The organism is Faecalicatena sp. Marseille-Q4148 (genome assembly GCA_018228665.1).
Lineage (GTDB): Bacteria > Bacillota > Clostridia > Lachnospirales > Lachnospiraceae > UBA9414.
Genome location: CP073692.1, coordinates 1,474,042 through 1,492,231, shown reverse-complemented (window position 1 = coordinate 1,492,231; position 18,190 = coordinate 1,474,042). Strand labels below are relative to the sequence as shown.

General features: G+C 35.7%; 13 protein-coding genes. All 13 read left to right on the top strand.

The genetic code is table 11. From position 1 onward, the window contains the following. Positions 1-19 precede the first annotated feature (19 nt). The 13 genes from KFE17_07025 (at position 20) to KFE17_06965 (ending at position 18,170) form a co-directional block, all read left to right on the top strand. Positions 20-1,066 (top strand): polysaccharide biosynthesis protein, encoded by a 1,047-nt coding sequence (locus KFE17_07025; GenBank protein QUO33468.1) that lies wholly within the window; start codon positions 20-22, stop codon positions 1,064-1,066. 7 nt (positions 1,067-1,073) lie between these two features. Then, a complete protein-coding gene (locus tag KFE17_07020) occupies positions 1,074-2,273 on the top strand; it encodes a capsular polysaccharide biosynthesis protein CapF (GenBank protein QUO33467.1) in 1,200 nt (399 codons plus the stop codon). A gap of 18 nt (positions 2,274-2,291) precedes the next feature. Next, entirely contained in the window at positions 2,292-3,434 is a 1,143-nt protein-coding gene (wecB, locus tag KFE17_07015; GenBank protein ID QUO33466.1) for a UDP-N-acetylglucosamine 2-epimerase (non-hydrolyzing), read from the top strand. Between the two features lie 17 nt (positions 3,435-3,451). Beyond that, positions 3,452-4,144: a glycosyltransferase family 2 protein gene (locus tag KFE17_07010; protein QUO33465.1), complete on the top strand. Its 693-nt coding sequence runs from the start codon at positions 3,452-3,454 to the stop codon at positions 4,142-4,144. Positions 4,145-4,156: 12 nt separating this feature from the next. Beyond that, entirely contained in the window at positions 4,157-4,501 is a 345-nt protein-coding gene (locus tag KFE17_07005; protein QUO33464.1) for a DUF2304 domain-containing protein, read from the top strand. Then, positions 4,502-6,430, top strand: coding sequence for a hypothetical protein (locus KFE17_07000; protein QUO33463.1), 1,929 nt, complete (start codon positions 4,502-4,504; stop codon positions 6,428-6,430). It abuts the gene before it with no gap. A 61-nt stretch (positions 6,431-6,491) separates the two neighbouring features. After that, positions 6,492-10,514 (top strand): GBS Bsp-like repeat-containing protein, encoded by a 4,023-nt coding sequence (locus tag KFE17_06995; GenBank protein QUO33462.1) that lies wholly within the window; start codon positions 6,492-6,494, stop codon positions 10,512-10,514. 208 nt (positions 10,515-10,722) lie between these two features. Continuing rightward, entirely contained in the window at positions 10,723-12,801 is a 2,079-nt protein-coding gene (locus KFE17_06990; GenBank protein QUO33461.1) for a hypothetical protein, read from the top strand. Between the two features lie 193 nt (positions 12,802-12,994). Then, positions 12,995-13,555 (top strand): dTDP-4-dehydrorhamnose 3,5-epimerase, encoded by a 561-nt coding sequence (rfbC, locus tag KFE17_06985; protein ID QUO33460.1) that lies wholly within the window; start codon positions 12,995-12,997, stop codon positions 13,553-13,555. 19 nt (positions 13,556-13,574) lie between these two features. Beyond that, complete coding sequence (locus KFE17_06980) at positions 13,575-14,351, top strand: ABC transporter permease (protein QUO33459.1); 777 nt, start codon at positions 13,575-13,577, stop codon at positions 14,349-14,351. 9 nt (positions 14,352-14,360) lie between these two features. Beyond that, on the top strand, positions 14,361-15,095 hold the full coding sequence (locus KFE17_06975; GenBank protein QUO33458.1) for an ABC transporter ATP-binding protein: 735 nt from the start codon (positions 14,361-14,363) through the stop codon (positions 15,093-15,095). A gap of 19 nt (positions 15,096-15,114) precedes the next feature. After that, complete coding sequence (locus KFE17_06970; GenBank protein QUO33457.1) at positions 15,115-15,720, top strand: hypothetical protein; 606 nt, start codon at positions 15,115-15,117, stop codon at positions 15,718-15,720. Between the two features lie 11 nt (positions 15,721-15,731). Further along, positions 15,732-18,170 (top strand): glycosyltransferase, encoded by a 2,439-nt coding sequence (locus KFE17_06965; GenBank protein QUO33456.1) that lies wholly within the window; start codon positions 15,732-15,734, stop codon positions 18,168-18,170. Positions 18,171-18,190: the final 20 nt, after the last annotated feature.

Genomic DNA, 18,190 nt, shown 5'->3' with positions numbered 1-18,190 from the left:
TAAAAGGAGAGTGAAAAATATGTTTGAAGGAGCAACATTATTAATTACCGGTGGAACAGGATCATTTGGAAATGCGGTTTTAGACAGATTTTTAGAGACAGATATTAAGGAAATTCGGATATTTTCCAGAGATGAATTAAAGCAGGATGATATGAGACACTATTATCAGAGAAATTTTCCGGAAGTGAGTGATAAGATTAAATTTTATATTGGAGATGTAAGAGATCTGCAAAGCGTAAAGAATGCTATGCACGGGGTTGATTATATTTTTCATGCTGCAGCGCTGAAACAAGTTCCATCTTGTGAATTTTTCCCAGTTGAGGCAGTAAAAACAAACGTGCTGGGAACGGAGAATGTATTAACAGCAGCAATTGACGCAGGGGTTAAAAAAGTTATTTGTCTTTCAACAGATAAAGCAGCTTACCCGGTAAATGCTATGGGAACAAGCAAGGCGATGATGGAAAAAGTGATTGTTGCCAAATCACGGACAGTTGCTCCGGAAAAGACGGAGATCTGCTGTACAAGATACGGAAATGTAATGTGTTCAAGAGGTTCTGTAATTCCATTGTTTATTAATCAGATCAAGGAAGGAAAAAACCTTACAGTTACAGAACCGACAATGACAAGATTTATTATGAGTCTGGAAGAAGCTGTTGAGCTAGTTGTATTTGCGTTTGAAAATGGAAACAGTGGGGATATTCTTGTTCAGAAAGCTCCGGCATGTACAATTGAAGTTTTAGCACAGGCAGTAAAAGAAGTCTTTCATGCTGAGAACGAAATAAAAATTATCGGAATTCGTCATGGTGAGAAAATGTATGAAACGCTGTTGACAAATGAAGAATGTGCAAATGCAATCGATATGGGACAGTTCTATCGAGTACCGTGTGATAAGCGAGACTTAAATTATGATAAATATTTTAAAGACGGAGATGTTAAGAGAAATACTTTAACAGAATTTAACTCTAATAATACAGAACTGCTTAGTGTAGAAGAAGTCAAAGAGAAGTTATTGAAGCTTCCATATGTTCAAGAAGAATTAAAACAGTGGGAAGAACTGGGAAAGTAGGAAGAAAATGAAAATTTTGATTACCGGAGCAAAAGGCTTTGTAGGACAAAACTTAGTAGCTACTTTGAAAAATATTCGGGATGGAAAGGATCGTTCTTTTTCTATCAAGAATTGTAAGGAGCCATCAGAAATTGAGATTTTAGAATATGACTTGGGAAATACAAGAGAAGAGTTGGAAGCGTTTTGTCAAGAAGCTGATTTTGTATTTCATTTAGCGGGAGTGAATCGTCCTAAAGATGAGAAAGAGTTCATGGAAGGAAATTTTGGATTTTCGTCAGAATTACTGGAACTTCTTCGAACATATAAAAATAATTGTCCGATTATGCTTTCTTCGTCTATTCAGGCAAGTTTAGAAGGAAGATTTGCAGGAAGTGAGTATGGAAAAAGCAAAAAAGCAGGAGAAGATTTGTTTTTTAATTATGCAAAAGAAACGGGAGCTTCCGTATATATTTATCGCTATCCAAATGTGTTTGGGAAATGGTGCAGACCAAATTATAACAGCGCAGTTGCTACGTTCTGCCACAATATAGCAAATAATCTTCCGATTCAAGTGAACGATCCAAAGGTAGAAATGAGTCTGGTTTACATTGATGATGTAGTGGCTGAGTTGATTGCAGCTTTAAATGGACAGGCGAATGTCAAAGCGGACGGTTATTGCTATGTGCCTACCGTGTATGAAGTCACACTGGGAGAGATTGTAGAATTATTATATTCTTTTAAAGAAAGCAGAGAAACGAAAGAAGTACCGGATATGACAGAAAACAGTTTTTCAAAGAAATTGTATTCTACTTATCTAAGTTATCTTCCGGAAGATGCATTTGCATATCCTTTGAAGATGAATATTGATGACAGAGGAAGTTTTACAGAGATCCTGAGAACAAAAGAGCGGGGACAATTTTCTGTAAATATTAGTAAGCCGGGAATTACAAAAGGAAACCATTGGCATCACACAAAAAATGAGAAATTTGTTGTTGTCAGCGGAAAAGGTTTGATTCAATTCAGGAAAGTTGGAATCAATCCACAGACAGGAAAAGAATATCCGATTATAGACTATCATGTGAGCGGGGAAAGAATTGAAGTTATAGATATCCCAACAGGTTATACACACAATATTATCAATGAGGGAGATACGGATTTGGTAACATTCATGTGGTGTAATGAATGTTTTGATCAAAAAAAGCCAGATACATTTTTTGAGCAGGTATAGCAGAAGAGGAGAAAGAGAATGAGCAAACTAAAATTAATGACAATTGTTGGAACAAGACCGGAAATTATTCGATTGGCAGCAGTAATAAAAAAATGTGATGTATATTTTGAACAGATTCTTGTTCATACCGGACAAAATTATGATTATTGTTTAAATCAGGTGTTTTTCGATGATCTGGGACTCCGTGAGCCGGATTATTATTTGAATGCGGTAGGGGAACATTTGGGAGAGACAATCGGCAATATCATTGCAAGCAGTTATAAATTAATGAGTGAAGTGAAACCGGATGCACTTTTGATTTTGGGAGATACTAACAGCTGTCTTTCAGCAATCGCTGCGAAACGTCTTCACATTCCTATTTTCCATATGGAAGCAGGTAATCGTTGCTTTGACGAATGCCTTCCGGAAGAGACAAATAGAAGAATTGTGGATCATATAGCGGATGTTAATATGTGCTATTCTGAACATGCAAGACGATACTTAAATTCAGAGGGAACTGCAAAAGAAAGAACCTATGTTACGGGATCTCCGATGGCAGAAGTTCTTCATGCTAATTTAGACAGCATTATGCAGTCTGATATTTTAGAAAAGCTTGGTTTGGAAGCTGGAAAATATATTTTACTTTCAGCTCACCGAGAAGAGAATATCGATACTGAGAGTAATTTTTTGAATTTAATGAATGCAGTAAATGCAATGGCAGAGAAATATCAAATGCCAATTTTGTATTCTATGCATCCAAGAAGTAAAAAATATATTGAGCAGCGAGGCTTTCAATTCCATGATCTGGTAAAATGTCATGAACCATTGGGATTCCATGATTATAATAAGCTGCAGATGAATGCTTTTGCTGTAGTATCAGATAGCGGTACACTTCCGGAGGAGTCAAGCTTTTTCAATTCACAGGGATACCCGTTTCCGGCAGTCTGCATCCGTACTTCTACAGAACGACCGGAAGCATTGGATAAAGGAAACTTTATTCTTGCAGGTATTACGACAGAACAGGTGCTGCAGGCGGTAGACACAGCAGTTGAAATGGTGAAAAACGGAGACAATGGATTAGATGTACCGAATTATGTAGATGAGAACGTCAGTACAAAAGTTGTAAAATTGATTCAATCTTATACCGGAGTAGTCAATAAGATGGTGTGGCGTAAATATTAGGCAGTTGGGGAAAAAGGATGAAAAAACTAATTATTATACCAGCGTATAATGAGAGTGAAAATATAGTAGGGACGGTAGAAGCAATTAAAAAAAATGCGCCAGATTTTGATTATGTAATTATCAATGACTGTTCTAAAGATAACACACTGGAAATTTGTTATGAACATGGATACAATGTGGTGGCCCTTCCAATTAATCTTGGAATTGGAGGGGCTGTCCAGACAGGTTATCTCTATGCCAAAAGAAATGGATATGATATTGCAGTTCAGGTAGATGGAGACGGACAGCATGATCCGAAATTTCTGGAAGAAATGGCTGCGTATATGGAAAAAGAAAAAGTCAATATGGTGATAGGTTCCAGATTTATAGAAAAACAGGGGTTTCAGTCATCCGGACTTAGACGCGTCGGTATAAAATACTTTACACATTTAATAAAAATACTAACAGGTATTACGATTACAGATCCGACGTCGGGACTTCGTATGGCTGACAGAGAAATCATAGAAATGTTTGCTGAGGATTATCCAAAAGATTACCCGGAACCGGAAAGTGTAGTTACTGTTCTGAATCGTGGGAAAAAAGTAAAAGAGATACCGGTAATTATGAAAGAACGGTCTGGCGGTGTTTCATCAATCTCTATGAAAAATTCAGTATATTATATGATTAAAGTAAGCATGGCAATTCTAATTGAAAGAATCAGAAAGTATTAGGGAGGTCTGTATATGGATATTAAAATTCAATTGATTGTTGTATTTGGCGCATTATTTTCAATGTCATATCTCCTTAATATGATTCGAAAAAAGAAATTGGAGCTGCGCTATGCACTTTCCTGGCTTGGAGTTGGAGTCAGCGTAATAATTCTGGCATGTTTTCCTGATTTGCTGGCATGGATTGCAGAGAAAATTGGAATTGCCAGTCCGGTAAATATGCTCTTTTTCTTTGGATTCTTGTTTGCACTGGCGATTATTTTAACTTTGACAATGTCGCTTTCAAGAATGTCTATTCGAGTGAAGAAACTGGCACAGGAGCTAGCGTTGCTGAGAAAAGATCTGGAGGAAGAAAAATAAATGGATAGAGGAGCAAAAATAAAACAAATCGGTGAGATGGTTTTTCGTTTTCGATATCTTATTGGAGTTTTTCTTTTTATTTTTTTAGTTGCAAACGGACTTCATGGTTCGTCGATGGGATATTATAATGAGATTGTTCAGCCATCAATCCAAAATGATAAATATGAAGAAGTGTGGGGAGAATATAAACCAATTCGGAGTGATGAGTTTATTGTCTCGACACCGGAATGGTTTTCACAATACTTATATAATAAAGAATTTAGTCCAACAAACAACGCACTTATGGCAAAAGAAACTTCAACAGTTCTATTTCCGCCACTTCCAACAAAAACAATCACAGCGTTAGGTTTTCCTCAATTTTGGGGAAGTTTTTTCCTGCCAATGGAACAAGCTTTTTCATTTTATTGGAATTTACCTATTTTTTTGACTTTTTTTGGGGTGTTGGAATTGATGATGATTCTGACAAAAAGAAAAAAAATATACTCGCTACTGGGAGCTGTATTGATAGCATGTTCTCCAACTTTTTTCTGGTGGAATTCATTTTTCATAATGGGATCAGGAAGTATTGCAGCTGTGTGTTTCTATAAATTAGTTACTTCTGATGAAACGAGTAAAAAAGTATTGAGTGCAATTGGACTTGGATGGTCCGGAAGCTGTTACATTTTAACCGTATATCCGGCATGGCAGATACCGTATGGATACCTGTTTCTTGGCATCTTTATTTGGATATTGGTTGACAATAAAGAAAAATTATCATGGAAACGATTTTTATATTTGATAATTTCAGTAGCAATTGTGTGTGCGATTGTTGCTCCGGGACTGATTATGTCACTGGATGTCATAGAAGCGATGGGAAATACGGTATATCCGGGAGAAAGAAGTGCAGTTGGAGGAACTGGCTGGCAATTAAACTTTTACTATTTACTGTCATGGTTATTTGGAAAATATCCGGTTGTGAATTCGTCAGAAGCAGCGCAGTTTATTAGTCTATACCCATTGCCGATTCTTGTGGGAATATATTTATGTATCAAAAACCATATTCAGCATAAAAAAGACAGTCTGCTAACGATATTGGTAACGATAGCAGCACTTATGACACTTTGGAACTATGTTCCAATGAAATACCTAAGTAAAATTACACTTATGTCAATGTCAACACCGGAACGGTCACAGCTGATTGTGAATGTCATTTGTGTAATCTTATTAATTAAAATTTTGTCAGAGTATGTTTATACGAATAAAAAAAGTGTAAAATACTATTTTGTGTGCGGGTTCTCTTCGTTAGCTGTAGTTTGCGTTGGAATAAAAGCGCTGCAAACGCTGCAGCCAGTATACTTTTCACTGAAAAAGCAAATTTTTGTTTTAGTAATTTTTGGAGTGATTGGATTTTTGTTCATGTTACGTGACAAAAAAGTGAATGGTATTTTGACAACAATTCTCTTAGGAATGTCTGTTATTGTTGTGATTACAGTTCCACCACTGACAAAAGGAACTGGTGTGTTACATGAGAAACCGCTGGCAAAAAAAATACAGGAAATTAAGACTGCGGATGCAGAAGCCGTGTGGCTGGGGGTTGATTCCGGAATTGCGCTGCAAAGTTACGCATTAGCCAATGGAGTAAGAGTACTAAATTCAGTGAATAATTGTCCGAATTTTGATTTTTGGTACATATTGGATCCTGAGAAGAAACAGGAAGATATATATAATAGATATTCACACATTATGTTGGAATTAACAGAGGATGATACAGAATTGGAACTGCTCCAACCGGATTTGGTGAAAGTCATTATGAATGTAACGCAATTAAAAGAATTGCATGTGGATTATGTGATTTCATTTAATGAAGAATTAGAAAAATACAGTAATACTACCGTTAAATTAACAAGAATTTATTCAGAAGATAACACAAGTATTTATAAAGTAGAATGACATATGAAAGAAAATATGTTATACTACTTTAGATAAAAGTTAAAATACAAGGGAGGAAATAATGAATAAGCTGGTAAAAAAAATAAGTGTGATATTAATGATGTGTATGCTGATTTCTTTTTCTGGAATAGAATCCATGGCGGCAGAAATTTCTGAAAATGATGAGAATAAGACAATTATTTCAGAAGAGGAGAATGAAATCTCATTAGAGCAGGAAGCAGAAGCTACTAATCCTGATGAAAATACTCAAGAGGAAGAAGTAGAAAATTCACAAGAAATACCCGAAAATCAAGAAGAAATAGAGTATATCTATTTGGATAAAAAGATTTTAGCGGATGGTGAAGAACAGAATATTGTAGTAGCTTTGGAAGATGAAGAGAAGAAGTTAGATTCAGCGAGTTTGATTTATGAATTCAAGGAAACTGCTGAAAGAAATGAAATCGAAGCCAGCAATATGGTAGATAATACAGTATTATTTACACTTCCATATGATATATTATCTCAGGGCAGTTACCGCCTTATAGGAGTAGAATGTGCTATTGGTGAAGAGAAGATGTTTCTGGAATTTCAAGAGGAAGAAATTGCAGAATTTGAAGTAAGTGCTGAGGATAAAGGGGAAGATACAGAAGCTGTGCCGGAAGTTACTGCATATGCAATGAGTGATGACGGAAATGTTGTGGAGGAATCCGGAGATAATATTACAGAGGCAGTAGAAAGTGCAATCCGGCAAATGGCAGCGCCAACTGCAATTTCACAATTTTCTACCAGAGCAAGAGAAAGCAGAGATTCAGAGTTCGTAATTGCGCTTGATCCAGGGCATGACAGCCATTGCGGGGGAGCGCATGCCAATGGATTAGCAGAGGAAGTACTGACTTTAAAGGTAGCGAATTATTGTAAAGAAGAATTAGAAAAGTATGATGGTGTAAAAGTTATTATGACAAGAACTGGTGCAGAATGTCCGAATCCATTGCCGGGAAGTTATAGCTCAGCAAAAGATATACGACAGAGAGTGCAAAAAGCTGTACAGCAAGGTGCAGATGTCATTGTAAGTTTTCATTTCAATTCTTCAGGAAGCGGTTCAGCAAATGGCGCAGAAGTAATTTATCAGAATCAAAGCTATGATGCAGCAATCGGACTGGAAAGTAAGGCATTGGCTGAAAAAATCCAGAAAGAACTGGTAGCATTAGGTCTGAAAGACAGGGGAATCTATTCTAAAGATTCTACGGACGGTTCCCATGATCCAAATGGTGTGAAAGATGATTACTGGACACTACATAATGAGGCGAAAGCACTTGGTAAACCGGCTGTACTAATTGAGCATGCGTTTGTATCAGGAAATGTGGATTCAGCTAATCTAAAAAAAGAATCTTACTTAAAACAGCTGGGAATTGCAGATGCAAAAGGGATTATTAACCAATATGGCTTACTCAATGGTACTTCTCAAAAAGAGCCAGGGGTAGGAAAAATCGAATTTAAAGCAACAGGTGAAGACACCTTTGATGTAGTCTTGTCTAATGTAAAAAATGAAGAGAAGATTCAGACAATATATGTGCCGATTTGGAGTGCTAATAATAATCAGGATGATATTTATTGGTATGTGGCACAAAGGCAAAGTGATGGTACCTATAAAGTTTCTGTCGATATTAAAAAACATAAAGGTGACAGAGGAAACTATATTGCGCATGTATATATTTTAGATAAGCAAGGAAAACAGAGTTTGGCAATTGATGGTCAATATAAAGTTATTTATCATACAGCATCCATTGAGATCCTTAAGGTAAATCAAGATACATCTGATAAGACAAAATTTGATATCGTCTTAAGTGGAGTTAATGCACCGAACGGCGTTGACCGGATTCAAGCAGCTGTTTGGAGTGAGAACAATGGTCAGGATGATATTGTCTGGTATACAATGAGCAAACAAAGTAATGGCGATTATAAAGTACAGGTCAATATTGCAAATCATAAATATGATGCCGGTATCTATAATATCCATATCTATTTGTTTGATAAAGAAGGCTTATCGTTCTTGCCTAAGGCAACAAGAATCAGTATATCTGTTCCAAATGTTAGTATAGCAGCAAAGCCATTGTCAGACAATAGTACACAAGTACAATTATCAGCATCAAATGTTGGTATCTACGGAAATGTACAGAATGTCCGTTTTGCAGTATGGAGTGCAGAAAATGGTCAAGATGATCTGAAGTGGTATTTTGGAACTAGAAATAATTCTGGAGTTTGGCAAGTTACAATAGACGCTTCCGCGCATACAGGAACAGGCGTCTTTCATGTGCATTCATATTCTATGTTAGTAGATGGAACGGATAAGTTTTTGGGAAATACAGAATTCACAGTGAAAAAACAGACAACAGCTTCTATTGAAAAACTGGAAGTCAATAAAACAAATGAAAACACATTTGAAGTTTTATTAAAAGGTGTAACAGCATCAAATGGAGTAAAGAATATCCAGGTTCCAATCTGGAGTGAAGAAAATGGTCAGGATGACCTTGTATGGTATGATGCAAGCAAAAAAGCAGATGGAACATATTACGTTAATGTAGATATTAAAAATCATAAATACAATACTGGAATTTATAATATTCATGTATATTTATTTGATAATACAGGCAAAGCATTTTTGTTAAAAACTACATCTACAAGAGTAGAATTGGCGGAAGTGAAAATTACTGCCAGTGATATGGACGGAAGTCAGAAAAACTTTCAATTAAAAGCTGCCAATGTCGGTAAATATGGAAATGTACAAAATGTTCGTTTTGCAGTATGGAGTGCAGAAAATGGACAAGATGACCTAATCTGGTACACAGGAAAGCAAAATGGTTCAGGAACATGGACAGCTATAGCAGAGATTGCAAAACATAAGTCTTCAGGAACATTCTTAGTTCATGTATATGCGATGTTAGCAGATGGAACAGATAAGTTTTTAGGACATACTAGTTTTGAAGTAAAGAAACAAGAAATGGCATCAATAGAAAAGATTGATGTGACAACGGATGGAAAAGGTGGTATCAGTATTAACTTGGCTGAAGTCCACACAAACACAGGGGTTAAGAAAATTTCGGTAGCGGTTTGGAGTGAAACAAATGGCCAGGATGATTTAGTCTGGTATACTGCAGGAAAGCAGAATGACGGAAGTTATAAAGTAAATGTTTCAGCAAAGAATCATAAGCATGATACAGGAATTTATAATATTCATATTTATTTGTTTGAACAGTCAGGAGCTGAGTATTTAATTAAAACGACAACTGCTAAAATAGAACAACCGGATTATCAACTGAAAGCACAGGCACTGACAGAGGAAAAAGATTTATATGAAATTTCTGCTGCAAATGCCGGATTTTTAGGAAATGTCAAAACAGTGAAATTTGCTGTATGGAGTGAACCAAATGGGCAAAATGATATTCAGTGGTATAATGCAGAACGTGATGCCACGGGAGTATGGAAAGCGAAAGTTGATATCAATAAACATGATGTTAGCGGAAAATACAATGTTCATGGATATGTGCAGTTTGACGATGGTACTGAAAAATTTTTAGGCAGTCAGATTTTTGATGGTGTAAGAGTGTATAAAATTATGGGAACTGCTGAAGCGACAGCTGAAAAAATGATTTCATATTTTAAAGCAGCGAAGAAGGAGTATCCATCAGAAGCACTTGGAAAAGGGGGAGCACCTACAATTGAAGAGTTTTGTAAGATTGTAGAAAGTGAAGCGCTGGCAGAAGGTGTAAAGGCAGAAGTCGTATTTGCTCAGGCAATGGTGGAGACAGGATGGTTTAAATTTGGCGGAGATGTCAAAATAGAGCAGTTTAATTTCTGTGGTTTAGGAGCAACTGGCAACGGAGCAGCAGGAAATAGTTTTCCGGATGTGAGAACAGGCATTAGAGCACAGGTACAGCATTTAAAATGCTATGCGAGTGATCAGCCTTTGAATCAGGAATGTGTAGATCCTAGATGGGGAAATTGGCTGAGAAATAAAGCAACATCTGTACAGGCTTTAAGCGGTAAATGGGCTGCTGACAAAAATTATGGCAATAAACTAATGGCAGTGATTGATGCAATAAAATAATAATAAAACCGTAACTAAATGAAAACAGGTGAGACTGTTAGTACTTGGTTACGGTTTTTTTGTTGTGGAAAATGTATAAAAAATCAAAAATAATAGAAATAGATTTGTTGTAATTTCCTGCAACTCTGTTATACTAAAATAAGTATATTGTTTAATTAAGGCAGTATCTTTTGATACTGCTTATTCTAACTAACAGAGGAATGGGAATATGGGAATTATTAATGTAGTTTGCTTAAAAGAAAATGATGATTTTGAAACAATTCAACAGTATATAAAAAATATGGAGCAGTATGTAGATCAGATTTACATATTAGAGCAAGAAATCATATCAGAAGAAATAAGAAAGTTTGATAATTATCTGATACATAAAGATAATCTACAGACAAACATAAGCAATCAGGACTGGATTTTCTTTTCAAGATTAGATTATCGGTATGCACCTTCACTGCTGTATCGGTTAAGAGAACTAACTTGCAATCCTTTTCCGGTGGCTTATTCGGCAACAGTTAAATATAGCATAGAAAAGGACGTTTATTGGAAAGGTGTGGAACGGACAGAAATTTTTTTGGTGTCCAATAAAATTGCTTATAAATTTCATGTTCAACAGGAGCATTTTGAAATTGTTATTGAAGAGGAAATGAAACAGAAAGTTATTCTTGTCAATGATGGATATTTCCAAATTAGCAAAAAATATGATTTAGATAAAAAGGGATTCCGGAAAGATATTCCATATGAAGAGGCGTATAGTTTACCGGAAAATAAGAGAGTATTGATCACAAATCTTTTTGTTCAGAAATATACCGGCTCAGAGTTACATACGCTTTCAATTGCGAAGCAGTTTTTGAAAAAGGGATATGAAGTTGTTGTTGCAGTTTTTGCAAAAGCATATCCGCTTATGGAATTTTTTGAGAAAATTCCGGGACTCCATGTGGTAAATTGTCTGGAATATCATTTGCCATTTCGACATTATGATATTTTCTGGGCACAACATTATGCAGTGGCCGATTGGGTTATTTTGAAAAACCAAATTAGTTGCGATCGTTTAGTTGTATCACGCCTAGGGATTTATAATTCACTGGAGGCTCTTCCGTGCTTTACAAAAAAGGCAGATGTGATTTGCTGTGTCAGTCAGGAAACTGAAAATCGGATTCGAGAAGAAATTGGAAAAGAAATTCCAATTGAAAAAATAGAAAATTGTGTAGACGAAGAATTTTTTAATGTATATACAGAAAAGAAGCGGGAAACACTGAAATCAATTGCGGTTGTTTCTAATCATATCCAAGATGATATTGTTAGAGTGGCTGAAATTTTAAGGGAACAAGGAATTGAAGTGAAGTTTTATGGACAGCAATATGAAGCAGTTCTTATGACAGGTAAATTGCTTCGTAAATACGATGTCGTTATTACCATTGGAAAGACGGTGCAGTATTGCCTTGCTTGCGGAACAATTCCATACATATATGATTATTATGGAGGTCCTGGATATTTAACTGAAAACAATTTTGAATGGGCAAGAGAATATAATTTTTCGGGAAGAGGTTTTCAAAGAAAAGAAACAGCAGAAGATATTGTGCAGGACATTTTAGAAAATTATAGTAAAGCGGTTCAACTGCAGAAAGTCTGGCATAAAAAAGCGGAAGCATTGTATCAGATGAATGAGAGATTTGATTCATTTTATAACAAACTCATGGCGTATCCGGCGAAGAGAAAAGAAATGAGCAGCTATTATGATCTAATCGAGAAAGAACGTATATTAAGATATGCGGAAGGAATTAGTGGAACGTTAGAACTTCAGATTTCTACAGCAAAAATTTATTTTGATATGGGAAATGGGTTGAATGAGGTATGTGCAGAAACTTATGATTATGTGGAAGGACAAAAAATTCATCTTTACATTAAAATACCGGAAAATTGTAAAGCAATTCGTTTTGATCCGATGGAAGCATTTTGCAGATGCAAGGTGTTAGAAGTAAGATTTGAGAAAAAGGAGATAGAAATACGTCCGATTGATGCTGTAAAAGAAAAGGGATGGGACATTTTCTTAAATGAAGATCCGCAGTATGATATTGAATTAAAAAAGGATGGTACATTGCTGGAACTTACATTTATGGCAAAATCAATACAAAATGCGGAAATGCTAAAATATGTTCAAAAGCAATTGAATGTACTGGAGAAAAGGTTAGAAGAAAAAGAACAGGTCAATAAAATGCAGCAGCATAAGATCGAAGCGATGGAACAAACTAAGACATGGAAAATGAGAGAAATCATAAGAAAAATCAAAAGATAGAGAATGAAATTGCCCTATTCAAGCCGGAATTTGAGACATATCAGAAGAGATAATTGAAAAATACTGCCAAAGATGTTACAATATTGGTTGATTTAATGTATATTTTGGAATGTGGAGCGGTATTGATTGGATACTGCTATTTGCATTGAGATCAATTGAAACTGATATAGCATAGTAAAAGGAGAAATAATTTATGGGAAAGATAACAGTTGAGACATGTCATATCGAAGGGCTGAAGGTAGTTACACCACAGGTATTTGGAGATGAACGCGGCTATTTTATGGAAACATATAATTATAATGATTTTAAAGAAGCCGGAATTGATGTGGAGTTTGTACAGGATAACCAATCCAGCTCAACAAAGGGTGTATTAAGAGGTCTTCATTTCCAGATTAATTATCCGCAGGATAAACTTGTTCGCGTTGTAAATGGCGAAGTGTTCGATGTTGCTGTAGATTTGAGAGAAGGTTCACCAACATACGGACAATGGTATGGGGTGATTCTTTCAGCAGAAAATAAAAAGCAGTTTTTTATTCCGAAAAACTTTGCACATGGTTTTGTTGTGTTATCAGAGAAGGCAGAATTTGTATACAAATGTTCCGATTTTTATCATCCGAATGATGAAGGCGGTTTGGCATGGAATGATCCGGAGATCGGTGTGGAATGGCCAATGCCGGAAGGAATGACAGAGAATGACTTGATCTTATCAGAGAAAGACAAAAAATGGGGCGGAATTCGCGAATTGAATAAATAAGATTATTGGAGGAAGAGTGGTGACACAATTTATACAAAATTTCATGAAATACAGACCGTTGTTAAGTGAGCTTGTATCTCGTGATATCAAAATTAAGTACCGCAGATCTGTGCTTGGTGTTTTATGGACATTGCTGAATCCATTGTGCATGATGATTGTCCTATCAATTGTATTTTCCAATTTGTTTAAATTTGGAATGGAAAATTTTCCGGTGTATCTGTTAAGCGGACAGCTGATATTCAATTTTTATTCTGATGCGACAACTTCTTCGATGTCAGCAATTATTAATAATGCATCTCTGATAAAGAAGATATATATACCGAAATACTTATTTGTAGTTTCTCGTGTCATTTCAAGTATTATTAATCTTTGTGCATCGTTTTGTGCGATGATTATCGTAATGGTGGCATTGAAAGTAGAGCTTCACTATACAGTATTATTGGCATGGATTCCGATGCTGCTGTTGATGTTTTTTTCATTGGGAGCCGGACTTGTGTTGTCTGCAATTACTGTAAAATTCAGGGATATTATGCATTTATATTCTGTTTTCGTAACAGCATTGATGTATCTGACTCCGGTGATTTATCCAATGAATCTTTTGCCGGAAAAGGTTAAAATGATTGTAATGTGTAACCCGTTGACAAATATTTTGAATATGTTCAGAAATGTGATGATGTATAATACACTGCCATCTGTTACATCAATTATCATTGGTATCGCAGAAGCGGCGGTTATGCTTGCGATTGGTCTTCGTGTATTTTATAAAATGCAGGATGAATTTATTCTTAATATATAGGAGTGTTGTATGGAACAGCAAATTATGATAGATGTCGAACATGTAGCAATGAAGTTTAATCTGGCATCGGAAAAAGTAGACAGTATTAAAGAATATATTATTAAAACATTAAAAAAACAGGTCTCTTATGATGAGTTTTGGGCGTTAAAGGATGTTTCTTTCCAGATTTATAAGGGAGATTCCGTCGGTTTAATTGGACTAAATGGAAGTGGAAAAAGTACGATGCTGAAAACGATTGCAGGTGTTTTGAAACCGACGAAAGGAAGCGTCAGAACTTATGGAACGATTGCGCCTTTAATTGAACTTGGAGCAGGATTTGATTTTGATTTAACCGCGCGAGAGAATGTATATTTGAATGGTGCTCTATTGGGATATTCCAGAAAAGAAATGGACGAGCATTATGGCGATATCGTGGAATTTTCAGAATTAGGAGAATTTATGAATGTTCCTGTAAAGAACTTTTCCTCAGGAATGGTTTCCAGGCTTGCTTTTGCGATTGCAACAATTGGTATTCCGGATATTCTGATTGTAGATGAAGTCCTTTCTGTAGGAGACTTTCGGTTTCAGCAGAAATGTGAGGAAAGAATTCAAAATATGATGGATCATGGGACTACTCTTTTGTTTGTGTCTCATAGCATTGAACAGGTTATGAAACTATGTAAAAAAGTAGTTTGGCTTGAAAAGGGAACTTTGAAGAAAATGGGTGATTCCCAGATTATAGGGGAAGAATACAAAAATTCTTAAGGTAGAGGTCTGATTAATCATGAAAAAATATATTAAGATCCTGTTGGTATCTATAGTTTTCATTGCTCTTGCAGCATTATATGCCAGTGGGATTCATGAAGAACGTATATATAATCCGGATTTTGATGTGGAGTATACGATGTGTCAAAATACAGGGGTTCTGTCACAGGGGACTTTGGTGCAGGAGTTTCTTGCAGAAAAAAATAAAATCAACGGATTTTCGATCAAAACAACTGTGCATGGGGATGTGTCCAATGTAGATGTACAATATATATTGGAAGATGAAAAAGGCACGACATTGACAGAGGGAACGATACCTGCATCTGAAATGCAGAATGATAAGTTCTATAAAGAAAAATTTGATACAGTCAAATTAAATACAGGAGAAACTTACAAACTTATCTTAAAAGAGACAAATGCAACTGCGGAAAATGGAATTGGATTTTATTATACACCGGCAGAGAATGCAAATGAGGTTTTTGAAGTCAATCAAAATGAAACAGCGGGAACTTTAGTTTTAAGAATGCTTGTAAAAGAATTTCAGATGGAAACATTCTTAGTTCTTCTGATGTTTATTCTTTATATTGCTGTGTTCTTAAAAGTACTGTATAAATTGTTTAAGTAGAGGTAGTTTTAATGGAAAATAAATTCTGGGTAACAAATTGGAGACCGGATTTAAAAAATAAGCGTATTATTCATATCAAAGGAATATTTAAAGAGAAAGAGACAAGCGAGAATGAATTACTTGTTTGTGTAGATAAAAAAAAGTTAAAATTTACGATAGAAAAAACAACAGGAGTGATATCCGCAGAGCAGTGCCTCAAGATGGAAGAAATTCCGGTGGAGTATTATATTAAAGCAGTGCTTCCGGAAAACTATCAACAGTATGAAAATATTCAGGTTTTTAATTTTTACAAAGGAGTTGGAGGAGAAGCTTTTTCGCTTCCGGTAAAAAAATTCATAAAACGTCAGAATAAGGTTGAAAAATTTATCGAAGAAGGCAAAAATACTGAAAAAGGAATCTGGTTTAAAGGTTGGTATATTGCAACAGAAGATACGAAAATGACAGTATATGATGGAAAAAAACCATTGAAAATAGAAGTTCAATATCGCCGGCGTCCGGACGTACTGAAGCAGTATCCGGAATGTGCAGAAGAGGAGATCGTAGGGTTTGAAGCATTATGCAAAAACGTTTCAGCAAAAAAAGTACGAATTGTTTTACAGAGTAAAGCAAAAAAATCAGAATATGTTTTAAATCTGCAATCATCCACAGTTGTAAAAGTTATTAAGAAATCCGAGGAAATGGCGATAAAAGGAGTGGCATTTTACCGTCAGTTTGGTCTGCAGAAGGCGTTGATAAGAACATACGAAAAGCTTACGCATCAAGATACAACGACATATGATGTATGGAGAAGAAAATACTGGTCGAATATGAGAGATTTGAGACAGCAGAGAAAAGAAACTTTTTCATATATGCCGAAGTTTTCAATTGTAGTTCCGCTTTATAAAACACCGGAAAAATATTTGGATGAAATGATTGATTCTGTCAGAAAGCAATCCTATGCAAATTGGGAATTATGTCTTTCAGATGGAAGTGGAAAGAATTCGCCGTTAACTGCTGTATTGAAAAAATATGAGCAAAAAGATCACAGGATTAAAGTGATTTACAATAATGAGCAGCTTCAGATTTCCGATAATACAAATAGAGCTTTAGACGCTGCGACAGGAGATTTTATTGTTTTTGGAGATCATGATGATTTACTGGCGCCGGATGCACTTTATCAGTGCGTGAAAGTTTTGAATGAGGAAAGAGGAATTGACGTTATTTATACTGATGAAGATAAAGTGACGATGGACGGAAAAGAATATTACCAGCCTCATTTCAAATCAGACTTTAATATTGATCTGCTGAGAAGTATGAATTATATTTGCCATTTGTTCGTTGTGAAGCGTAGTTTATACGAAAAAGTGGGGAATTTGCGAAGTGAATTTGATGGTGCACAGGATTATGATTTTGTACTGCGTTGTGCAGAGCAGGCAGAAAAAATCAAACATATTCCGAAAATCCTGTATCATTGGAGAGCGCATAAAGATTCGACAGCAGAGAATCCGGAAAGTAAAGCGTATGCATTTGAGGCAGGAGTCAGAGCAATTCAGGCACATTATGAACGGCTTGGAATTGAAGCAAAAGTCGAACAGGTTGAAATGCATGGTGCTTATCGCACAGTATATGGATTAAAGGAAGAACCGTTGGTTTCTGTTGTCATTCCAAATAAAGATCATACAGAAGATCTTGATAAATGTATTCGTTCTCTGGAAGAAATTTCTGATTATAAGAATATAGAATATGTTATTATTGAAAATAACAGTGAACTTCCGGAAACATTTGCGTATTATGAAAAGCTTCAAAAAGAAAACAGCAAAGTCAAAGTAGTTTATTGGGAAAGAGAATTCAATTATTCGGCAATTAATAATTTTGGTGTAAAATCAGCGAACGGAGAATACCTGCTGTTTTTAAATAATGATACAGAAATCATCAATCCGGATTGTGTCAGAGAATTGTTGTCATATTGTATGAGACCGGAAGTAGGAATTGTAGGTGCAAGATTATATTATGAGGATGATACAATCCAGCATGCTGGAGTAATTGTAGGACTTGGCGGAATTGCAGGCCATGCCTTTGTTGGTGAGGCGAAAGAATCTGTCGGATATTTTTCAAGAATTATTTGCGCACAGGATTTAAGTGCGGTGACTGCCGCATGTATGATGGTAAAGAAGTCGGTATTTGAAGAAGTAGAAGGATTTGAGGAAAAGCTGGCGGTAGCATTTAATGATGTGGATTTTTGTCTGAAAGTCCGAAAAGCAGGATATCTGGTTGTGTACAATCCTTATGCTGAATTACATCATTATGAATCGAAATCAAGAGGTCTGGAAGATACAGAAGAAAAAGTCCGCAGATTCCAGGGGGAGATTATGACATTTGCAACAAGATGGAAAGAGTTTCTAAAAGAGGGAGATCCTTACTATAGTCCAAATCTGACTTTAGAAAGAAATGACTTTTCATTAAGGGTATAACAACCAGAAAGGAAACCATT

What these genes read in the sequence shown, in the direction of transcription:
- KFE17_07025 (QUO33468.1), top strand. Translation starts at nt 20, where the DNA reads ATGTTTGAAGGAGCAACATTATTAATTACCGGTGGAACAGGATCATTT.
- KFE17_07020 (QUO33467.1), top strand. Translation starts at nt 1,074, where the DNA reads ATGAAAATTTTGATTACCGGAGCAAAAGGCTTTGTAGGACAAAACTTA.
- wecB (QUO33466.1), top strand. Translation starts at nt 2,292, where the DNA reads ATGAGCAAACTAAAATTAATGACAATTGTTGGAACAAGACCGGAAATT.
- KFE17_07010 (QUO33465.1), top strand. Translation starts at nt 3,452, where the DNA reads ATGAAAAAACTAATTATTATACCAGCGTATAATGAGAGTGAAAATATA.
- KFE17_07005 (QUO33464.1), top strand. Translation starts at nt 4,157, where the DNA reads ATGGATATTAAAATTCAATTGATTGTTGTATTTGGCGCATTATTTTCA.
- KFE17_07000 (QUO33463.1), top strand. Translation starts at nt 4,502, where the DNA reads ATGGATAGAGGAGCAAAAATAAAACAAATCGGTGAGATGGTTTTTCGT.
- KFE17_06995 (QUO33462.1), top strand. Translation starts at nt 6,492, where the DNA reads ATGAATAAGCTGGTAAAAAAAATAAGTGTGATATTAATGATGTGTATG.
- KFE17_06990 (QUO33461.1), top strand. Translation starts at nt 10,723, where the DNA reads ATGGGAATTATTAATGTAGTTTGCTTAAAAGAAAATGATGATTTTGAA.
- rfbC (QUO33460.1), top strand. Translation starts at nt 12,995, where the DNA reads ATGGGAAAGATAACAGTTGAGACATGTCATATCGAAGGGCTGAAGGTA.
- KFE17_06975 (QUO33458.1), top strand. Translation starts at nt 14,361, where the DNA reads ATGGAACAGCAAATTATGATAGATGTCGAACATGTAGCAATGAAGTTT.
- KFE17_06970 (QUO33457.1), top strand. Translation starts at nt 15,115, where the DNA reads ATGAAAAAATATATTAAGATCCTGTTGGTATCTATAGTTTTCATTGCT.
- KFE17_06965 (QUO33456.1), top strand. Translation starts at nt 15,732, where the DNA reads ATGGAAAATAAATTCTGGGTAACAAATTGGAGACCGGATTTAAAAAAT.